We start from the raw sequence: 18,555 nt of genomic DNA, 5'->3' as shown, positions 1-18,555 counted from the left end.
CCCGTTTTACCGCCATAAAAAAGGCCCTGATGGGCCTTTTTTATTACGTGTCCGCCACTTAATGTGAGGTTAAGATTGTTCAGCCGCCGTCAAGGGTGACGGTTGGCTGACGGGCTTAAGCACCGCATAAACCAAACCAGTTACCAGCGTACCTGCGGCAATGGCGGCTAAATACATCAACACCGGACTGATTGCATTCGGGATCAACAGCACAAAGAGGCCACCGTGTGGCGCCATCAGTTTTGCACCAATTAGCATAGATATCGCGCCTGTCAGTGCACCACCTGCGATACACGATGGGATCACTCGCATTGGGTCTTTGGCCGCAAATGGAATCGCCCCCTCCGAGATAAAACACAGCCCAAGCACAAACGATGCTTTACCCGCCTCTTGCTCTGCATCATTAAATTTACGCTTGGCTAAGAACGTCGATAGCCCCATCCCTAGCGCCGGCACCATACCTGCCGCCATGATCGCTGCCATCGGCATATAGGTACCACTCTCAATCAGGCCGACGCCAAAGGTATACGCCGCTTTGTTGACGGGACCGCCAAGGTCAAAGCACATCATCGCGCCCAAAACGACGCCAAGGATCACCGCATTGGTCGAGTTCATACCCTGCAAGAAGCTGGTAAGACTTTCCATGGCAACAGAGACAGGTCCGCCCACGACATAGATCATCACCAAACCGGTAAACAAACTGGCTAATAAAGGGATCACGAGAATGGGTTTAAGGGCTTCCATTGAGGCCGGCAAACTGACTTTGTCTGCCACAAATTTAGCACTGTAACCGGCGATAAAACCTGCCAGTATCCCCCCTAAGAACCCAGCACCGGTAGACGCGGCAAGCATACCACCAATCAAGCCGGGCGCCAGACCAGGGCGATCTGCAATTGAGAAGGCAATAAACCCGGCCAATACCGGTACCATCAGCGCGAACGCACTGCCGCCACCAATTTGCATTAATGCCGCCGCAAGCGTCCCTTCTTCTTTGAACGCCTCGATACCAAAGACGAACGAGAGCGCGATAGCCAACCCGCCGGCGACGACCAGAGGGAGCATATGTGATACGCCTGTCATCAAGTGCTTATAGACACCTGAGCGCTCACCTTGGTTGGCACTGCTGTTCGATGAACTCGCTTGCGTTGTTTGATAGACCTCTGCGTTAGCAAGCGCATCATCGATCGTCTGCGACGCTTTTTTCAACGCCGTGCCCGTACTGGTTTTGTATAAACGTTTACCCGCAAACCGGCTCAAGTCGACCTCAATATCCGCCGCGATAAAGACGAGATCCGCCGCTTCAATTTCCTCATCTGTTAATGCATTTTTCGCACCTACCGAGCCACGTGTCTCAATTTTTACCTGATAACCTTTCGCTTTAGCCGCTTCTTCAACCGCTTCCGCCGCCATAAAGGTATGCGCAACACCGGTAGGACACGCCGTAATACCCACAATGCTGACGGTGCTGCTCTCGCTTTGCGTCTGCGCGTGATACGGCTGTGCATGATTCGCGGCGGCATCCAATACTGCTTGGGTATCGGCCATCACTTCATTCAAGCTTGCTTGATAGACAGGCTTGCCGTTAAAGCGAGCCGACTCTTTTGGCTCCCCCACCAAAAGAACACGGTCAGCGTTTTCAATATCAGTTGTCGATACCGCCTGGGTTGGTTGTACACTGGACTGACACTCGATCTGTGCCGTCCATCCTTTTAACATCACGGCCTTTTCTAACAGGCCAGCCGCGATAACGGTATTGGCGACGCCACTTGGGCACGCCGTCACAATCACCAGATTCATACCTTTTACCCCACTCATGGATTGGTTTTATTACGCGTGCACTGACAGCTCAACAGGCGACACGCTGATTTTTTCGATTAATTGGTTCACGTCTTTACGATTGCGCACACCGACCCCCACTTGGGTGACAGCAAGCGCAGAGATAGCGACCGCGCGACACAGCGCCGCCTCTTTGCTTAGGCCGGCCTGGCATCCTGATACCAGCCCTGCCACTAAAGAATCCCCCGCCCCAACGGTACTCACCACTGATTGCGCAGGCGCCACAGCCTTAAGCCAGCCTTCCTTATCGCGCCAAAGCACCCCATCGACGCCGCGAGAAATAACCACATTCGCGATCCCCTGGTTAAACAATTGCTCACCGCGTGCCAGCAACACGGCTTGCTCATTACTGATGGGCGCGTTGAGGCATTGAGCCAGTTCAGCTTCATTAGGCTTAACCAACCAAGGGGTTGCCTCAACGGCTGCGCGTAAGGCATGCTGGCTGGTATCGACAACCACTTTTTTCCCTGCATCGCGCAAGGTGGTTATCCAAGCGGTCAACTGCTCGGTCGAGACACCGGGAGGTAAACTGCCCGCAAGCACGATCCACTCATGGTGCTCAGCCAGACTAAGTAAGCGCGCCGTCAATGCCTCAATATCGGCCTGTTCAACCGCCATACCAGGAAAATTCAAATCAGTGACACGTCCTGCTTTTTCAACCAGCTTGACGTTGGTGCGGCTAACGCCCGGTACACGCAAAAAGTGATCGGCAATGCCGTGCTCGGTAAAAAGGTGGGCAAATGGGTCTTGGTTATCAGCGCCAAGAAAGCCTGACGCTGCGACTGTCGCGCCCAAATCCGTTAAGACACGTGCGACATTGACGCCTTTTCCCGCCGGGTGCAGTGTATAGTTTTGCACCAAATTGACATCACCAGGCTGCAACGCACTCACTGAGCCTGTCATGTCGAGTGCGGGATTGAAGGTTACGGTCAGAATGGCACTCATGCGTTCTCTCCCAACCCATCTTTAATGGCATCACCCAGTGCCGCAATCGCTTGTTCGGCGTCGCTTCCTTGGGCGGAAAACTGTAACTGGTGCCCATGTTTCACCCCAAGCGCGATCACTTTCATCAAGCTTTTTGCGTTAACCGGCGCCGACTGGGTGGAAGCGTTGGCAACCTGTATATCAGCACTGAATTTTTTCGCCGTATTGACCAACATCGCCCCAGGACGAGCGTGCAAACCATGCGCATTCGTCACCGTATACAGGCCTGTTGGCCCCTCTGCGGTGGGCGCTTCAGACGGCGCCGCTGTATGAGGTTGTGCGGGGGCGGGTTCAGCAGACAACGCATCAACCAGCGCTTGTGGCGAGTAACGGCCAGATGCCGCCAGTTGTTTATCAAGCTTCCATTGCATCAAGGTATTGAGCACAGGAAGATGCGCACGGTTGTTGGCTGCGACACACCAAAGCGCACTGACCGACAGGGATTGGTGAGACAATGACGTCGCAGGCATCACCAACGACAATCCGCTCTGCAGTACACCGTCTCCCACACCGAGCAACCAATGCCCTTCACCAAGGTGCACCGGCTGGCCAGCGACGGCTTGGCTTACGCCATCGCTATCTAAACAGTGATGATTTTTGAGCAATCCCGCGCCTACGGCTTGCAAGGTGGTGATATCTGACGCTGGAAAGCCAGTTAACACCATGTCGCTGCTAAACGTGAAGGTCTGAGTATCCGCCGTTTGCCCATTGAGCAAAGCAACCAGTTGCTCTGCCGCCGACGCCGTTTTTAGTTGTTGCTCTATGCCGTCTTGTGACAGCACACGCGTCAACTGACGTAAGATACTCAAGTGTTCATCTGATTTAGCGGCGATACCAATGGCCACGTAAGCGAGGTTTCCCTCTCCCCAGTCAACCCCCTGGGGAAAATGAAACACTTGTACCCCTGTTTGTTTAACTTGATCGCGGGTATCTGTGGTGCCATGCGGGATGGCAATACCGTTGCCCAGATAGGTACTGGTTTGGGCTTCTCGCGCCAGCATACCGTCTTGATAGCCCGCTTCGACTAGCCCTTTTTGGGTGAGTGCTGCGGCCATGGCTTTGATAGCCTCGTGCTTAGACGCCGCGTGTTGCTGCATATGAATATCGTGTACGTTAAGTGCCAACATGAGGTCGTTCCTCTTTTTTCAGTGCCGCGGCACGGGTTGATGTTGTTGTCGGCCACATCAGTATCACTTAGACATGGCGGACATATTGGTTGGTCGCAAGTCACCGGTCATTGGCCGTGTTCGCGTTTGACTTGCCACATTCGCTTTACCTAAAAACTGAAACGATTCAGCTTTTAGGTAAAGCGATAGACATTGCTCCCAGCGTTTGGTCAATCTCTTCCACTTATAAGCGCCGGAAGAGATAAGCCGCATCGTCTTTCCAGCATCTTGAGATCAGCCGCCAATAATTGACACAAGCTGAAACCTTTCAGCTTTAAGGCTGAATCGTTTTAGCTTATAATGCAAATAAATTATGGATCTGAAGTGCGTAAACTTTGATCGCATTCACAAAGCCATCAGTAACGATCGGCCTACTTAAGGATCGCTTTATGAAGCTTGATGAAATTGCCCGTCTTGCCGGTGTATCACGCACAACGGCAAGTTATGTGATTAATGGCAAAGCCGACCGTTATCGGATCAGTGAAAAAACGCGAGCACGCGTGATGGCTGTGGTCGAACAACACAATTATCAGCCGAACCGCGCCGCCACAGCCTTGCGTGCAGGCACCACACAAACGCTTGGTTTAGTCGTTCCTGACTTGGCGAACACCAGTTACGCCACGTTGGCAAAACTCTTTGAACGAAAAGCCCACGATCAGGGCTATCAGGTTATTATCACGGGCTCTGATGACGACCCAGAACGAGAAAAAATAGTGGCTGAGACCCTCGTCTCCAGGAAAATTGATGCGTTAATCGTCGCCTCTTGTTTGCCTGCAGATAATACCTTCTACCCCAAATTACAACAGCAAGGCACTCCCATCGTTGCCATTGACCGTGGGCTGGATGCCAACCAATTCGCGAATGTGCTAAGTGATGATGAAAAAGGCGCTTACCAGCTCACCGAGATGTTAATTGCACCAACGGATGTCTATCAAGCAGGACTGATTGGGGCCGTCCCATCGCTGGCCATCTCACAAGACAGGGAGAACGGCTTTCGTGGTGCATTAGCGGCACAAGGCGTAGATGGACAAGTGCGTTACGGCCAAGCTTTCAGCCGTGCTGAGGGACAAAGGCTCATGACAGAGTGGATTGAAGCTGGTGACTTACCCGATGCTTTGCTCACCACGTCCTTCACGCTGTGTGAAGGGGTGCTGGACGCCATTAGGCAAACAGGTATCGCCCCTACTGCACTGTATTTTGCCACCTTTGGTGATAGCCGCATCCTCGATTTTCTTCCTTTCGGCGTGCAGTCTCTCCCTCAACAATTTGAAGCAATTAGCGACGCGGCGCTCAGTCTCGCGGTGTCGGCCGCGCAAGGAGACAACCATCCTGGGGTTATCACGGTTGAACGCCAACCGATTTGGCGCCCCCATCAAACACAAGCCTGGGTCGGGCTGGGTTAATAGCCTGTCGCTTCCATAAAGCCTCGGCCTGTGGCACTGCCACGCACTTCCACAGGCCCTTCCCAATAGGGAAAACTCAAGTCCATCCAGCTCTGTGGGTTAAGTGGTTGAGTGATAAGGCTAATGTCCTCACTGGGCACTTTGATCTGCCAACGAATCGGTAAGTGAGCGCCCTCCGCCATCTTGGCATGACTGATTGGTAGCATACGAATATCATCCTGGCTCAGCGTCACGACTCGGCCATCAGGAAACAGTAATGAACCAAACATAAACGGCTCGGTGCCCCGTATTTGGGTAACCATTAACGCACGGCCATCATCTAAGTTAAGCCCAAACCAATCCCATCCCGTTTGTTCGGCGGCCATCGCGCCACTCGACCACTCCTTATCAAACCAACCTTTTCCTGTCACGGGAATGGTTTCACCCGCAATGGTTAGCACACCCTTGACGGTTAGCTGTGGCAAAGAAAAATAATACGAAGCCGACGGCTGACTAGCATGACGGACACTATATCCCTCTTCACCGTGCTTGACCTGTTGTCCATTTTCGCGCACCTCCAACGTAAAGCCGACTTGCTTACCTTGCGCAGGCCACATTGCACGCACATTGGCAGGAAAAGGTTGTTTACCGCCCTGCCATTGCCAATCGTCTAACCAAGCCTCAAAAGGTGACAGCGTCACTCCTGCTTGATCAATCCCACCACGGGCAAAGCGCTCCGACTCCCATTGTTTATCATCGCTCGTGATAGCGACGTGCGCCATATACAGCTGCTGACTCGCCCATCCTTCTTTACGATCCGGTGCTAATGCGCGGCGAAACAATGTCCATTGCACGCCATACGCTTGTCCACTAGCGTCGGTTAAGGTCGCGGTCAAATACCACCATTCAGTGGCAAAGTCTGAGTGTGCCGCCATGTCTTGGGGATAGGAAGGCGTATGGTCTGGGGTGACAGGGGCAAAGCCACTTTGCGAATCAAAAACGGCAAAATTTCCACTGGTATCAGGAGACGATGCAGGCTGCTGACCCCACCATACCAGCGCGCCGAGCGCGATGATCACTCCGCCTCCTAACAATGAACGTATCATTTTCCACTTCCATCGCTGAATCACTTCACTGCCTCTTTTTTACTGCGCATCACGTAACGACGCCGCCGCGGTGCGTTTTAGCATGCGATAAACAGGCCAAGCCCCTGCGACCATAAGCGCCAACATGGATAGCCCGATCGTGGTGGCATAGCTGATCGGGAAGACGCTCATGGTCATGGTCCACCCAAACGATGCTTTCAGGACAACATGGATCAACATGCCCGCCAGCACAAGCCCCAACGGGATAGCAATCAGCGCACTGGTGAGACCAAGCAACACTAACTGTCCTCCCCCGAGCGCAATGAGTTCACGCCCTGACAGGCCAAGGTAACGTAGCAAGCTGTATTGCCGCTGGCGCGATAGCTCGGTCGCCAAAGTCGAAAAGAACAACCCACATATCGCGACAACCAACATCAGTGCACACAAGCTTTCGGTCACAGTAAACGTGCGGTCAAAGATACGCATTGCATAACGCATGATATCCGCCTGGTTTTGCACCTGCCCGGTGGTCAGCGAAAAACGGTGATTGATGCGATCAACGAATTGCTCTGTTTGCGTGTCCTGATTCAAGACCACCGCCAGTGATGATCGGCCTTGCTTTAGCCATTGTCCCGCATCACTGCGTGTAGACACCACAAGCTGGCCGTAGGGGTTGCCATAATCGTAATAGATCCCAGCGACCTGCCACCGCTCGCCCATCGGCGCGGGAAGGTTGATGCTCTCCCCCACGCCCACGCCAAATTTAGCCGCTAATGCCTCGCTGAGTAATACGGCACGTTCTTGGTGCACTTGTGCCCAATAATCAGGCTGAGCCGCCTTCATCGCCAACGTTTGTTTCTCAGACGGACGGTTTCCTACCGACAGCACTTCAAGCCGCCCTTGGTTTGCCGTCAGCTCACGCCGGTAGCTGGTCCAAAATTGCGCCACGTCTTTATTGTTGACCAACCATGTTTCCATCTCATCGAGAGCGGCATGGCTCGGCCGAACATAAACGTCCGCAGCCAAGCGCTGCTGTAGCCAAGTTTCAGTGCTGGTGCGAAAGCTACCGACCATGGTTTCCATACCAATATGCGCCGAAATCGCGAGCATAAATGCCATCGCCGCCACACCACGGTAACTTAAACTTGCCGCCGCATCGGTGAAAAACCATCGCCATCGCGCGCCCGCATAGGCTGCTGCGCTGGCATGAAACAGCCAGCCACACAAATAAGGCAGCGCTAAAGCAGCACTTAACATGGTAAAGGCAATCAAGGTAAAGCCTTGCCATTGGCTGGTCTCCCAATACGATACGCCCCACGCCGCCACGCCAAGCAACACCGCTAAAATCGCCTGCACGGCATACTCTCGATGTGTGCCACGCATCAAGGTCATCCGTTGCGATAAGCGCCCTGGTGAGGTGCTGACTAAGCGCACCAGCGGCCAAGCGGATGCCATCGCCGCCCCCAAAATAGCGAGGAGTAAACTGTAGAGTCCCCATTGCCACTGCCAATGCATGACTAAAGTGATATCTGCGCCGTACAAATCAGACAAGGTCGTAGCAACCGCGGGGAGTAATTGGTTGGCAAGCAACATACCCAACACATTGCCACTGACCACGCCAAGTAACACCCAAAGAAATAACTCTGTCGCCATAACACCAGAAAGCTGGCGTCCATCAACGCCTAGCTGCCGAAGGGTACCGACCAAGGGCTGGCGCTGAGTCATGGAAAGGGAAATCGCCTGATAAAAAATAAACAGCCCCACCACAAAGGCCAACAATCCCATCGCGAGCAAATTTAAGTGAAAAGCGCGGGTCAGTGGGCCTAGTTGGGTTGATTGGGTTTTGGTCAGCGTCAAGGCTGAAGGTAAATTGTCACGAATCGTTTGTCGTTCCGCTTGAGACAAATCCCCGCATAACACCTCGGTAAACCCAGTACGAGGCGAAAGCTTACGCAGTAGCGCCATATCCGCCACCAAGTAGGTGCCCATACTCAGCGCATCATTATCGATAATACGCAAAGGGCCGATCGGCGGGTAATCCAACAAATCGATCATTTGCCCCTCTTCCCAGCCTTTGTGCTCAGCCATGGCTTCGCCTACATAGACAGGATAAGGCACTGAAATGGCATCCATGGGAGACAATGAGGGGGCGTCATCTGTACGCTGATTCGCGATAAATGGCAGCATCGCGATCGCATCCACTCCCATCAGATGAATATCGCTAAGTGACGGTGTCACAACGTCGAGACGATCAATCGGCACACATTGCGTCAAGCCTTGACGGCGCAAGCCAATGTAAAAAGCATGCGGCACGCGCTGTGTCCGCTCGGTATGATGAATGCTAAACGGGTACGGATTGCTAAAAAGCTGTGCACCTTGGCGATAGCTTTGCTGCGCATGCTGGTTTATCGATAACACGCCAACCAGCAAAGAGACCCCCAGGGTTAACCCAAGCCAGACGAGAAAGACTTGAAACGGATGGCGGCGATAATGCCCCCATAAAGCGCTAGCGACGGGCCCGAACACTGAGCACGCCTCCTTGTAGCCCCACACTACCTTGCAAGTAGCTGGCCACGGTATCACTGTGTGTCACCAATAGCAGCCCAGCTTCCTGCTGACCGGTTAGCGTGATAAGCAGGCGCATCACCGCGTCCGCATTACGCTCATCCAAACTTCCCGTTGGCTCATCGGCAAGTAGCAGTTTGGGCGACATATATAACGCGCGTGCGATGGCGGCGCGCTGCTGTTGACCGCCAGACACTTCTTCTGGGTAACGATTGAGCAATGGCATCAAGTCAAGCTGAGAGACAATTTGTCGCCACAGACAACCGTCTTCTTTCAAGCCTTTTAATTGGCGACAAAAGCGAATGTTATCCGCAATAGAGAGGGTGGGAAGCAGGTTAAATTGTTGGAAGATCAAGCCGATGTTTTGACGTCGAAACTGCGTGCGTGCCGCCTCGCTCAATCGGTGAAGGGGGGTATCGTCAAACCAGATCTCGCCACTGTCGGGTTTATCCAATCCCGCAATCAAATTTAACAAGGTACTTTTACCCGACCCACTTTCGCCCATCAACGCCAATTGGCTAGTCGACGACAGCGACATCGCGGCGCCTTGCAGCACAGGGTGGAAATCGCTCCCATCCTGATAACCTTTACACAGCCCTTTAATTGCTAACATGCCAATGCACACCCTTATAGTGTCTTAAAAACAGCAATAAACGAGAACTAGGTCACACTGTTTGATTAATTTGGCAATGTACCCCAATTAAGAGGCTGAGAAAAGCGTTAAAACCGATGGGCAGCTTCCCAATTTATATTTCGTTTATCCTTAGCCATCATTAACAAGATTATTTAGCCAAACGCCCGACTTCACCCGGATCAAGGACCCTATCCATTTGACCACTTCTTCCACCCCCAGCAGCACATACACCCAATAAACCGGCCACTCAAAAACCGACGCAGCGGCCAATACAACAGGAATGCCAATGAGCCACTGTGCAACAAAATCTTGCCCCAAGCAGTAGCGCACATCACCACCAGCACGCAGTACCCCAACAATCATCGCCATGGGGATCGTTTTCACCACAATCAACGCACACATCGCCCAATAAAAATAAGCCGTGATCTGTGCGGTCTCACCCGTTAATGCAGGGAAGAAACTTAACACCCAGGGCTGAATCATCAGCATCAAACAGGCAATTGCCACGCCGGCAATAAAATTAAACACCGCCACCTGCCAGGCTTGATGGTAAGCGGTGTCCGTTTGTTGCGCCCCAAGGTTATTGCCGACCAAAACGGCGGCAGCATTGGCGGTGCCAATCAAAAACGACAGTGAAAGTGACTCGACGGGCGTGATAACCGCAATAGCCGCCAAGCCTGCTTCGTTAACGTGACCGATAATCGCGTGGTAAACGAACAAGCCTGACGACCACATTAAAAAATTAAATGCCGTCGGTAACGAAAGTGATAAAAAGCGCTTTACGGCGAGTAGCGTTAATGACGCACGCCAATCAGCCAAAGAGAAGGCAACCAAGTGTTGACGGCGATACAAATAGACATACAAGGCAACAACTTCAACCATACCGCTAAGTACAGTCGCCACCGCTGCCCCTTTCGAGCCCAGTTCAGGCGCGCCCAGATTACCGAAGATAAATACCCAGTTGAGCACCACGTTGACACTGATCCCGACCCCACTAAAAAAGGTGCTGATCCCTGGCTTGTGCATGGCACGAAGCCCGGCAGCCAACCCTGATACACTGGCCAGACAAAACAGGGATAAACCCGCAATTTGCAAGTAGTCTTGGCCCAGCGCAATAACGGTGGGATTATCACTGGCAAACCCCACAATGACATCTGCATAAGCCCAAAAGACAAACGCACTTAACGCCGCCGTGGCATTGGTTAAAGTCACAGTCAGCGCCGTTTTTTCACGAAAGCCTTGCCGATCACCCGCGCCCCAATATTGTGCCACCAGCATAGAGCCGCCGGTCATGGCGCCGAGAATCAGTAAGGAGGAGACAAACATCGCTTTACCGGCAATACCAATGGCGGCGACATCCGCTTCACTCAACTGTCCCACCATCAGGATATCGACCAAACTGCGGCTCGAAAACATCATGGTTTGCAGCGCTATCGGTACCGCAATTAAAAGTAAGCGTTTTAAAAACACAGGATCAAAGAAAGGACGGGAAAGTACGGTCACACACGACTCCAACCTATAGGTAACCTGGTTAGTTTACGTGCCTTTAAAACAGAAAAAAACGCCCGAGGGCGTTTTCTTATCTGCGAAGACATTCCGATTAATGTGGCATCACCATTAAGCCATCGGCTTGATTGTTCGGCCAAATACGGTACTCAGCATGGTATTTGACGATCGATTTATAGGCAGTCACTCTCGTCGGTGCTATCCATGCCTGATGCGCCCAGGCTACGACCGCCTGCTCAGGCCCCCGGACATAAACGCTCAGTGGTGAGGCCAAGTGCTGCTCATCATCAAAAGCCGATTGCATCGCGTCTGGACACACGGCCATTGAATGCTGCCCACCTGATATGATTTTCACTTTTCGGTCAATCGTATCTTGTGTATGCACGCACCAACCCGCTTCAACCGCACAATCAATCCACTGCTGTAATTGCGATTTGTGGACAGGCTTGGCAGGTTCTCCAACCGGAAACCACTCGGCATACACTGTTTGGATTTGAGCAAATTCAGCGCCGAGACCCGCCTGCGTGCCGGCACTGCGGGCACGTTGAGTCCAACGTTGTAAGTCCGCTTTAACGCTGTGATGAAATCGTTGTTGCTTCACCGCTTGCGCCACCCAACGACCAAGAAACGCCTCACGCGCATGGGGCGCATCGGCCACTTTTTTGGCGGCGATCGCTGCCGCGAGATCGTCAAAGGCGGCGGCCATCACAGTTTGAATTTCGGTGACATAACTCATGGTTCTTTGCTTGCCAATAGCCAATAGAAAGCGGCAGAGAGTATCGCACAAAGGGCGATCGCGCCAACCATCCCCCAGGGCGTACCGTCTGAAGCAACGGCAACCCCTGCACCAACCAACGAGCCAATACCAAACCGCATTGTCCCCGCTAAAGAAGACGCGGTGCCTGCCATTTGCGGATAGCAGGCCAACAAGCAAGCCATGCTGTTGCTGCCGATGGTTGAAATTACCCCAACATACATCATCACTGGAATCACGGTGCCCCAAAGCCCAATGTCTAACCATTGGAACACGGCAATGGCTATCCCCGCAGCCAGCTGCAATCCCAGCCCTAAGCGCAGCATCCAATGCGAGCCCATTTTGCGCACCAAACGGCCATTAATAAAGGTCATCACAATCAGACAGACAATGTTTAACGCGAACAAGTAGCCAAACATCTTCGCGCTCACACCGTAATAATCAATGTAAACAAATGAGCCTGCGGTTAAGAAAGAGAACATCCCAGCAAAGGAAAAACCTGAGCAGAAGATCATTCCTACGGCAAACGGTGTTTTAAGCATGCGGGCATAGTTACGCAATGACGCGCCAATACGCATAGGCGGACGATTGTGTTTAGGTAAGGTTTCAGGGATCCGGACAATAATGCAAAGCATCACAAAACACGCCCAACCGGCCAGTACCCAAAAGATCGCGCGCCAATCAAACCAAGTGAGCAAATAGCCACCAATCATCGGTGCCGCTAAAGGCGCAATCGTCATCACCAAGGTGATAAAAGACATGGTGCGCGCAAACTCTTCACGCTCAAACATATCACGCACCAAGGCTTGAATAATGACCGCGGCAGCGGCCCCCGCAAATCCTTGCGTTGCACGCACAACAGTGAGTACGTCGATATCTTGGGCCATCGCACTGACCACTGCACAAACGAAAAATAGTGCCACACCGGCCAGCATCACTGGTTTGCGACCATAACTGTCAGAAATCGGACCATGAAAAAGCTGTCCAATGGCAAAGCCGGCCGTGTACGCAACCAAGGTTGATTTCACCGCACTGCTTGGTGCATTTAAATCCGCGGCAATCGCTGGCATCGCCGGGAGGTACATATCGATCGCTAACGGTGTCAACGCAGCAATCGCACCAAGCACCAAGATCAAAAGCCAGCTTAATTGCGTCGGGGACGACGTGACAGCCGATGATTGCGACATAACTCTCCTTAACGTAAAAGACAGGACAAAGGGAAATAACGTGAGCGTGGTCAAAGTGTAACAATTTATTGTGTCGCCGTGGGAAAGAATGTCTTTCTTTTGGTCACGTTGTCGTAACACATGCTTCTCGATGAGCAATAAAAAAGCACAGCCCATGCTGTGCTTACCGTTACTCACCGAGAGGCAACAATGACGGGGCTAACCAGTCACCTGCGTTAACCCAGTAACGCGATCTCTTCGTCTGTTAATGGACGATATTCACCAGGCTCTAAGTGTTCGTCTAAGACCAAGTCACCGATTGACTCTCGATGCAACGCATCGACTTTATTGCCCACTGCCGCAAACATACGTTTTACTTGATGATACTTGCCCTCTTGAATAGTGAGCAGTGCCTCATAATCATCAACTTTCTCGAGGGTTGCCGGTAGCGTGGGTTGCTTCTCGCCTCGTAGCATCACCCCTTCTTCAAAGGCTTTTGCCGTCTCCGCGCTGATCGGATCAGCCAGCCACACACGGTAGGTTTTGGTGCACTGATGTTTAGGAGATGTAATACGATGTGACCACTGCCCGTCATCGGTAAACAACAGCAGTCCCGTTGTGTCCGCATCCAAGCGCCCAGCAATGTGTAACTTTTCCGCATTGACTTCATCGAGCAATACAAAGACCGTCGGATTAAACGCATCCTCATGCGAGCACACCACGCCAGCAGGCTTGTACATCATAAAATAGCGCGGGCCTGACAACGTAAGGGCACGTCCCTCAAACGCCACTTCCACTTGATCGCTCACTTTGACGGCACCCGACTTGATCACCTCACCATCAACCGTCACCAGCTCGCTTTTAAGCACACGCCCTGCTTGCTTTCGTGTCACCCCTAAGGTTTCACATAAAAATTTATCTAATCGCATATTACCGCTTATTGCACCTTTGTTTGCCGCGGATTATACGTCACATTGCGGCTCAGACACAGATCAAGTTTTACGAGATCTGACGGAAAAACACGCCGTGATAGGATAAACTGATTGTCATCGTCCAGGTGATGGACATATGACAATGCAAGCAAAACCCAACGCTTTTTGCTGAGACGCCGAGTCTGTCACAACCTGCTAATCAAAATATTGTTGGTGATTGAGCATGCCAATTTGGCGAGTATGATACGGTCGTCTTGACCAATCAGTGATAAAGAAGGAAACACCATGATTGTCTCTCTTCGCCGCCCCGACGCCGATGCCTTTGAAACCTTATTGACGCTGTCACACGAACAGCACGACCACGAAGCGCTGCCCTTTGATCGTACTCCCGTCGCGGCCACTTTCAACACCTTGCTCTCACAACCCGAGCGTGGTGATGTTTTTCTGATTGATGTTGAGCATGAGGGAGAAACCGAAACGATTGGCTTTTTAGTCGTCGCTTACAGCTTCAGCGTGGAAAACGGCGGTAGCGTCGGTGTGATAGACCAATTCTTTATCCAACAAAGATGGCGACGGCAAGGCGTGGGGTCGCAAGTGATCCCACACGTTGAAGCGCGAGCCAAAGAAAAAGAGTGTGTGGCCGTCATCCTTGAGGTCAATATTGGCAACAAAGGCGCTCGACTTTTCTATGAGCAGTTCGATTACCAGCCTCGCCGCCAGCACTGTATTATGACTAAACGACTTTAATTCTGTACCTGACGTCACAAGTCAGTAAACTAAACGGCCTCATTTAGGCCGTTTTTTCGTTATGTATACCCTACGCCCCTATCAATCTGACGCGGTTAAAGCCGTGCTGCATTATTTTCGCCGCCATGCGTCTCCTGCTGTCGCCGTGTTACCGACCGGTGCGGGAAAAAGCTTGGTGATCGCAGAGCTCGCACGTATCGCCAAAGGTCGAGTACTGGTGCTCGCTCATGTGAAAGAACTTGTCGAGCAAAACCATGCCAAATATGAAGGCTATGGATTAACGGGGGGGATCTTTTCCGCTGGACTCGGCCGCAAAGACTCTGACGACAAAGTGGTTTTTGCGTCAGTTCAGTCAGCAGTAAGAAACTTGGATGCCTTTGCAGACCAGTTTTCCTTACTGGTGATAGATGAGTGCCACCGTGTTCCTGACAACCAAGACAGTAGTTATCGCCGCGTCATTGCGCATCTGCAAACGGTCAACCCTGGCCTCAAAGTGTTGGGACTCACTGCCACCCCTTATCGACTCGGGCAAGGCTGGATTTATCAATACCATACCAGTGGCAAAGTGCGCACGACTGCTTCCCGGTTTTTCCGCGACTGTGTTTTTGAGCTGCCGATTAGTCACTTACTTGATGAAGGCTTCCTTACCCCTGCCCATGTTCTGGATGCACCGCTACTTAGCTATGACTTTTCCCAAGTATCACGCACCGCGAACGGTTATTATCGGGAAGCGGATCTCGAGAAGGTGGTTGCCAATGCCCCTCGCGCGACACCGCAAATTGTCGAACAAATTATTGCGTATGCACAAGAACGCCAAGGGGTGATGATCTTTGCCGCCACGGTCAATCATGCGCGGGAAGTTCTCTCTTATTTGCCGGACGGATCAGCCGCGTTGATCGTGGGTGACACGCCTGGTGTCGAGCGAGATCGCTTGATCAGTGCTTTCAAACAAAAAGCGCTCAAATACTTAGTGAACGTATCAGTACTCACGACCGGCTTTGATGCGCCTCATGTGGACTTGATCGCGATTTTACGCCCCACGGAATCGGTCAGTCTCTATCAACAAATTGCCGGGCGTGGTCTTCGCCTCGCGCCAGGAAAGCAAGATTGTTTGATTCTCGACTACGCCGGGAATGTCTACGACTTGTACCAACCAGAAATAGGCATGCCCAAACCTGATAGTGACAGCGAGCTGGTGACGATCCCCTGCCCCGCCTGCGGGTTTAATAACAGCTTTTGGGGCAAACTGGACGACAATGGCTTTTTGATTGAACACTATGGCCGCCAGTGCCAAGGCTATTTTGAGGATGAAGATGGCGAACGCGAGATCTGTGGTTACCGCTTTCGCGCCAAGTTTTGCGATGAGTGTGGCGCCGATAACGATATTGCCGCACGTCGCTGTCACCAATGTGACGCCCCCTTAATTGATCCAGACAAAACACTCCGTGAAGCGCTCAAGCTCAAGGATGCACTCGTGGTCGCATGCACCGACATGACCCTCACCGCGGGCAAAAACCGCTATCAAAAACCACAACTTAAAGTGACCTATCACACCCACGAGGGCAACGATTTACACGAGGTGTGGCCGCTGGCCAGCAAAAAACAAAAACAAGACTTCCTGGCACGATTTGTCCGACCACACCTGGTCGATCGGCACCGCCTCTTCGACGCCACCGCCCCGACCAAAGTGGCCGCGTCACAGCACCGATTTCGTCCGCCCGACTTTGTGATTGCACGTAAACAAGGCCGATTCTGGCACCTGCGTCAGAAAATCTTTGATGTGGAGCGCTTTATTGGCCAAGACAGGCTAACGGCCATGTTAGCGCAAAGCCGAGGGCAAGCCTTCGCAGAATCCGACGCGAGTTGAAAGCACTAAGGGTCAATTCAAAGACGCCTCCACGAGCAAAAGGCACCGTGTGGGCGGCTTGGGCGGTGATGAATCCCGCCTATAAAGCTTGTTTTAGTGGTCAAGCAGTGCTACTATCCGCGCTCGTTTTTGGGTACTGAGTTAGGTCGCTACGCTCAGTACTGTGTTTTCACTCTAAAGAGAGTTATTAATTATGTTTAAGTTCGAAGCTGAAGTACGTACAGAAAAGGGTAAAGGTGCGAGCCGCCGCCTACGTCATCAGAAGAAATTCCCTGCGATCGTTTACGGTGGCAACCAAGAGCCTGTATCAATCGCACTTGACCACCCAGTGGTTGTTAACCAAATGGACAAGCCTGAGTTCTACGAAGGCATCATCCTGGTTATCGATGGCCAAGAAGTAAAAGTTAAGCCACAAGACATCCAGCGCCACGCGTTCAAGCCAAAAGTTGAGCACATGGACTTCATCCGCATCTAATCGCATTTGCGATCATGATGAGATGAGAGAAGGCGCCTTTGTGGCGCCTTTTTCATTGTGAGTTCTTCCTCTGCTTTTCCGTCCCTACCTCGTCATCTTCTTCACGAACACCACCACAAAGAGCGCCATGGTAAAGCTCCCCAGAAATGCCTCAAAAGCAGCAATAAAGCGAGCAAAGCCAGACGGTGTAATATCGCCATATCCTAGGGTGGTAAAGGTCACCACGCTGAAATACAGCGCATTCAGCAACTCATAAAAGCGGGCTTCGACGCCAGTCAGATCCGGATAAATCGGGTTGGCTTGTGTGGTACCCAGCGCAAAATACGCCAGCGCACAAGACGCAATCACTAATACGGAAAAAATCACTACCCGTAACGGATCCTCACCGTAACCACAAAACAAATCGACCGTCTTCGATAGGGCGCGCTGAAAGCCGAGCTTCGGCATCTGATAACGGCGAAACCGCATTTCCTTTTTGAAAAAATATCCCGCTACATCAAACAGCCCTTGTTTTTCACATTGTTTGCGGATGTTGCGGCATACCTCTTCCGATTCCTGGAACAAAGATTGACGCCGAGACGGATCCTTTTCCAAAAAAGCCAACCGCTCTTGCTTAAGTTGCGCTCCCCAATCGACATTTTCGAGCCCCGTGCGCGCCATATCCGCCCCCAATAAATTGCTACCATCGAGACGGGTACAATTAAGGTTGGCGCGCAGTAAATTGGCTTTCATCAGGGATGCATTGCGTAAGTCCAGGCCAAAGCAATGCGCTTCGGTTAAATTCGCACGATAAAAATCCGCACCTTGGCACGAGTAACCTTGCTTGTTACCACGATTGACCAAATGAATGTCAGTCAAGTTGGTGCGCGCCAGCTGAAAACCATCCAGTGGCCGGCCCGAAGCTGCCCACGCTTCTACATCCGCTTTTACGTCATGGTGTCGCTTGTCAATGTTAGGATCATGCCAATAGCAAAGACCGGACTCACCCGCTTGCTGATCACATTGCCACCCATTACGCGCTTTAAACCCACATACTTTACCGCTCATCGCTCGCCCTCCTATTTCTATTTTAGAAAGGACGTGCCAACTCGCCAGCGAACATGCCGTTCAATCAAGGGAGAGGGAAAGCAAATAACTAAGACGAGGAGTCGTCGTTTAGTTCATCGAACAAAGAAGGTTGGTAAGGCAGGGGCTCTGCGTCTAAAGCCGCGTCTTGCGCCTGTTTTCTTTTCGCGCGCAAGATGCGCAGGTAGCGCTGATGGCAAAGGCGGACGACATTGCGTTTTTGCTCGTTGGTAAACGCATACCAGTGAACACGCTCGTCGCGGCTGCGAAAGCATCCTTTGCAATAGCCTTTGTTGTTGACCTGACAGATGCCTTTACACGGGTTCGGCACCTCGAAAAAATCGAGCTGTTCCACGTCGACCTCCCTGCTGATTCTTTCATTCAAGCGGGT

16 protein-coding genes are annotated in these 18,555 nt (G+C 52.1%); 4 read left to right on the top strand and 12 right to left on the bottom strand.

What is annotated here, in order from left to right:
• Positions 1–69: 69 nt before the first annotated feature.
• Genes fruA through fruB form a run of 3 tightly spaced genes read right to left on the bottom strand, consistent with a single transcriptional unit; the run spans position 70 to position 3,947 of the window.
• Positions 70–1,797 (bottom strand): PTS fructose transporter subunit IIBC, encoded by a 1,728-nt coding sequence (gene fruA, locus BZG72_RS04905; protein ID WP_077666238.1) that lies wholly within the window; start codon positions 1,795–1,797, stop codon positions 70–72.
• Between the two features lie 30 nt (positions 1,798–1,827).
• Positions 1,828–2,781, bottom strand: coding sequence for a 1-phosphofructokinase (gene pfkB, locus BZG72_RS04900; protein WP_046073192.1), 954 nt, complete (start codon positions 2,779–2,781; stop codon positions 1,828–1,830).
• Positions 2,778–3,947 (bottom strand): fused PTS fructose transporter subunit IIA/HPr protein, encoded by a 1,170-nt coding sequence (gene fruB, locus BZG72_RS04895; protein ID WP_077666237.1) that lies wholly within the window; start codon positions 3,945–3,947, stop codon positions 2,778–2,780. Before fruB ends, pfkB begins: the two co-directional genes overlap by 4 nt.
• Positions 3,948–4,375: 428 nt before the next feature.
• Here fruB and cra point away from each other — a divergent pair, with 428 nt between their 5' ends.
• Positions 4,376–5,389, top strand: coding sequence for a catabolite repressor/activator (gene cra, locus BZG72_RS04890; protein ID WP_046073190.1), 1,014 nt, complete (start codon positions 4,376–4,378; stop codon positions 5,387–5,389).
• Here the strand turns inward: cra and BZG72_RS04885 are convergent.
• From BZG72_RS04885 to rsuA, 7 genes are all read right to left on the bottom strand, one after another.
• Positions 5,386–6,474, bottom strand: a complete 1,089-nt coding sequence (locus tag BZG72_RS04885; RefSeq protein ID WP_077666236.1) for a lipocalin-like domain-containing protein — start codon at positions 6,472–6,474, stop codon at positions 5,386–5,388. The two genes, cra and BZG72_RS04885, sit on opposite strands and share 4 nt — an antisense overlap.
• 39 nt (positions 6,475–6,513) lie before the next feature.
• On the bottom strand, positions 6,514–8,979 hold the full coding sequence (locus tag BZG72_RS04880; RefSeq protein ID WP_077666235.1) for an ABC transporter permease: 2,466 nt from the start codon (positions 8,977–8,979) through the stop codon (positions 6,514–6,516).
• Entirely contained in the window at positions 8,960–9,631 is a 672-nt protein-coding gene (locus BZG72_RS04875; protein ID WP_046073188.1) for an ABC transporter ATP-binding protein, read from the bottom strand. The genes BZG72_RS04880 and BZG72_RS04875 overlap by 20 nt, the downstream gene beginning before the upstream one ends.
• Positions 9,632–9,781: 150 nt before the next feature.
• Positions 9,782–11,155, bottom strand: coding sequence for an MATE family efflux transporter (locus BZG72_RS04870; protein ID WP_241832518.1), 1,374 nt, complete (start codon positions 11,153–11,155; stop codon positions 9,782–9,784).
• Positions 11,156–11,252: 97 nt separating this feature from the next.
• Positions 11,253–11,894 carry a DUF2913 family protein gene (locus BZG72_RS04865; RefSeq protein WP_077666233.1) on the bottom strand — a complete coding sequence of 214 codons (642 nt, stop codon included), beginning with the start codon at positions 11,892–11,894 and terminating at the stop codon, positions 11,253–11,255.
• Positions 11,891–13,099, bottom strand: a complete 1,209-nt coding sequence (locus BZG72_RS04860) for a Bcr/CflA family multidrug efflux MFS transporter (protein WP_077666232.1) — start codon at positions 13,097–13,099, stop codon at positions 11,891–11,893. Before BZG72_RS04860 ends, BZG72_RS04865 begins: the two co-directional genes overlap by 4 nt.
• A 215-nt stretch (positions 13,100–13,314) precedes the next feature.
• A complete protein-coding gene (rsuA, locus tag BZG72_RS04855) occupies positions 13,315–14,007 on the bottom strand; it encodes a 16S rRNA pseudouridine(516) synthase RsuA (protein WP_077666231.1) in 693 nt (230 codons plus the stop codon).
• Between the two features lie 288 nt (positions 14,008–14,295).
• Here rsuA and BZG72_RS04850 point away from each other — a divergent pair, with 288 nt between their 5' ends.
• The 3 genes from BZG72_RS04850 (at position 14,296) to rplY (ending at position 17,099) form a co-directional block, all read left to right on the top strand.
• Positions 14,296–14,757: a GNAT family N-acetyltransferase gene (locus tag BZG72_RS04850; protein ID WP_046073183.1), complete on the top strand. Its 462-nt coding sequence runs from the start codon at positions 14,296–14,298 to the stop codon at positions 14,755–14,757.
• A 61-nt stretch (positions 14,758–14,818) separates the two neighbouring features.
• The gene (locus BZG72_RS04845) at positions 14,819–16,624 is read left to right on the top strand and encodes a DEAD/DEAH box helicase (protein WP_077666230.1); all 1,806 of its coding nucleotides are present in this window, start codon (positions 14,819–14,821) and stop codon (positions 16,622–16,624) included.
• Positions 16,625–16,817: 193 nt separating this feature from the next.
• Positions 16,818–17,099 carry a 50S ribosomal protein L25 gene (gene rplY / locus BZG72_RS04840; protein WP_046073181.1) on the top strand — a complete coding sequence of 94 codons (282 nt, stop codon included), beginning with the start codon at positions 16,818–16,820 and terminating at the stop codon, positions 17,097–17,099.
• Positions 17,100–17,183: 84 nt separating this feature from the next.
• On the opposite strand, the gene BZG72_RS04835 is transcribed toward rplY, so the two are convergent.
• Both BZG72_RS04835 and BZG72_RS04830 read right to left on the bottom strand, forming a co-directional pair.
• Positions 17,184–18,146: an ion channel gene (locus tag BZG72_RS04835; protein WP_077577781.1), complete on the bottom strand. Its 963-nt coding sequence runs from the start codon at positions 18,144–18,146 to the stop codon at positions 17,184–17,186.
• 88 nt (positions 18,147–18,234) lie between these two features.
• Positions 18,235–18,519, bottom strand: coding sequence for a DUF1289 domain-containing protein (locus BZG72_RS04830; RefSeq protein ID WP_046073180.1), 285 nt, complete (start codon positions 18,517–18,519; stop codon positions 18,235–18,237).
• Positions 18,520–18,555: the final 36 nt, after the last annotated feature.

This window comes from Salinivibrio sp. PR6 (genome assembly GCF_001995955.1).
Classification (GTDB): domain Bacteria; phylum Pseudomonadota; class Gammaproteobacteria; order Enterobacterales; family Vibrionaceae; genus Salinivibrio; species Salinivibrio siamensis.
The sequence above is the reverse complement of the archived record's forward strand: the minus strand, read 5'-3'. Positions and strand labels throughout refer to the sequence as shown.

Bases quoted from the DNA above. Each gene is read 5' to 3' on its own strand.
- cra (WP_046073190.1), top strand. From the start codon at position 4,376: ATGAAGCTTGATGAAATTGCCCGTCTTGCCGGTGTATCACGCACAACG.
- pfkB (WP_046073192.1), bottom strand. From the start codon at position 2,781: ATGAGTGCCATTCTGACCGTAACCTTCAATCCCGCACTCGACATGACA.
- BZG72_RS04885 (WP_077666236.1), bottom strand. From the start codon at position 6,474: ATGATACGTTCATTGTTAGGAGGCGGAGTGATCATCGCGCTCGGCGCG.
- fruA (WP_077666238.1), bottom strand. From the start codon at position 1,797: ATGAATCTGGTGATTGTGACGGCGTGCCCAAGTGGCGTCGCCAATACC.
- rsuA (WP_077666231.1), bottom strand. From the start codon at position 14,007: ATGCGATTAGATAAATTTTTATGTGAAACCTTAGGGGTGACACGAAAG.
- BZG72_RS04865 (WP_077666233.1), bottom strand. From the start codon at position 11,894: ATGAGTTATGTCACCGAAATTCAAACTGTGATGGCCGCCGCCTTTGAC.
- BZG72_RS04845 (WP_077666230.1), top strand. From the start codon at position 14,819: ATGTATACCCTACGCCCCTATCAATCTGACGCGGTTAAAGCCGTGCTG.
- rplY (WP_046073181.1), top strand. From the start codon at position 16,818: ATGTTTAAGTTCGAAGCTGAAGTACGTACAGAAAAGGGTAAAGGTGCG.
- BZG72_RS04860 (WP_077666232.1), bottom strand. From the start codon at position 13,099: ATGTCGCAATCATCGGCTGTCACGTCGTCCCCGACGCAATTAAGCTGG.
- fruB (WP_077666237.1), bottom strand. From the start codon at position 3,947: ATGTTGGCACTTAACGTACACGATATTCATATGCAGCAACACGCGGCG.
- BZG72_RS04875 (WP_046073188.1), bottom strand. From the start codon at position 9,631: ATGTTAGCAATTAAAGGGCTGTGTAAAGGTTATCAGGATGGGAGCGAT.
- BZG72_RS04835 (WP_077577781.1), bottom strand. From the start codon at position 18,146: ATGAGCGGTAAAGTATGTGGGTTTAAAGCGCGTAATGGGTGGCAATGT.
- BZG72_RS04850 (WP_046073183.1), top strand. From the start codon at position 14,296: ATGATTGTCTCTCTTCGCCGCCCCGACGCCGATGCCTTTGAAACCTTA.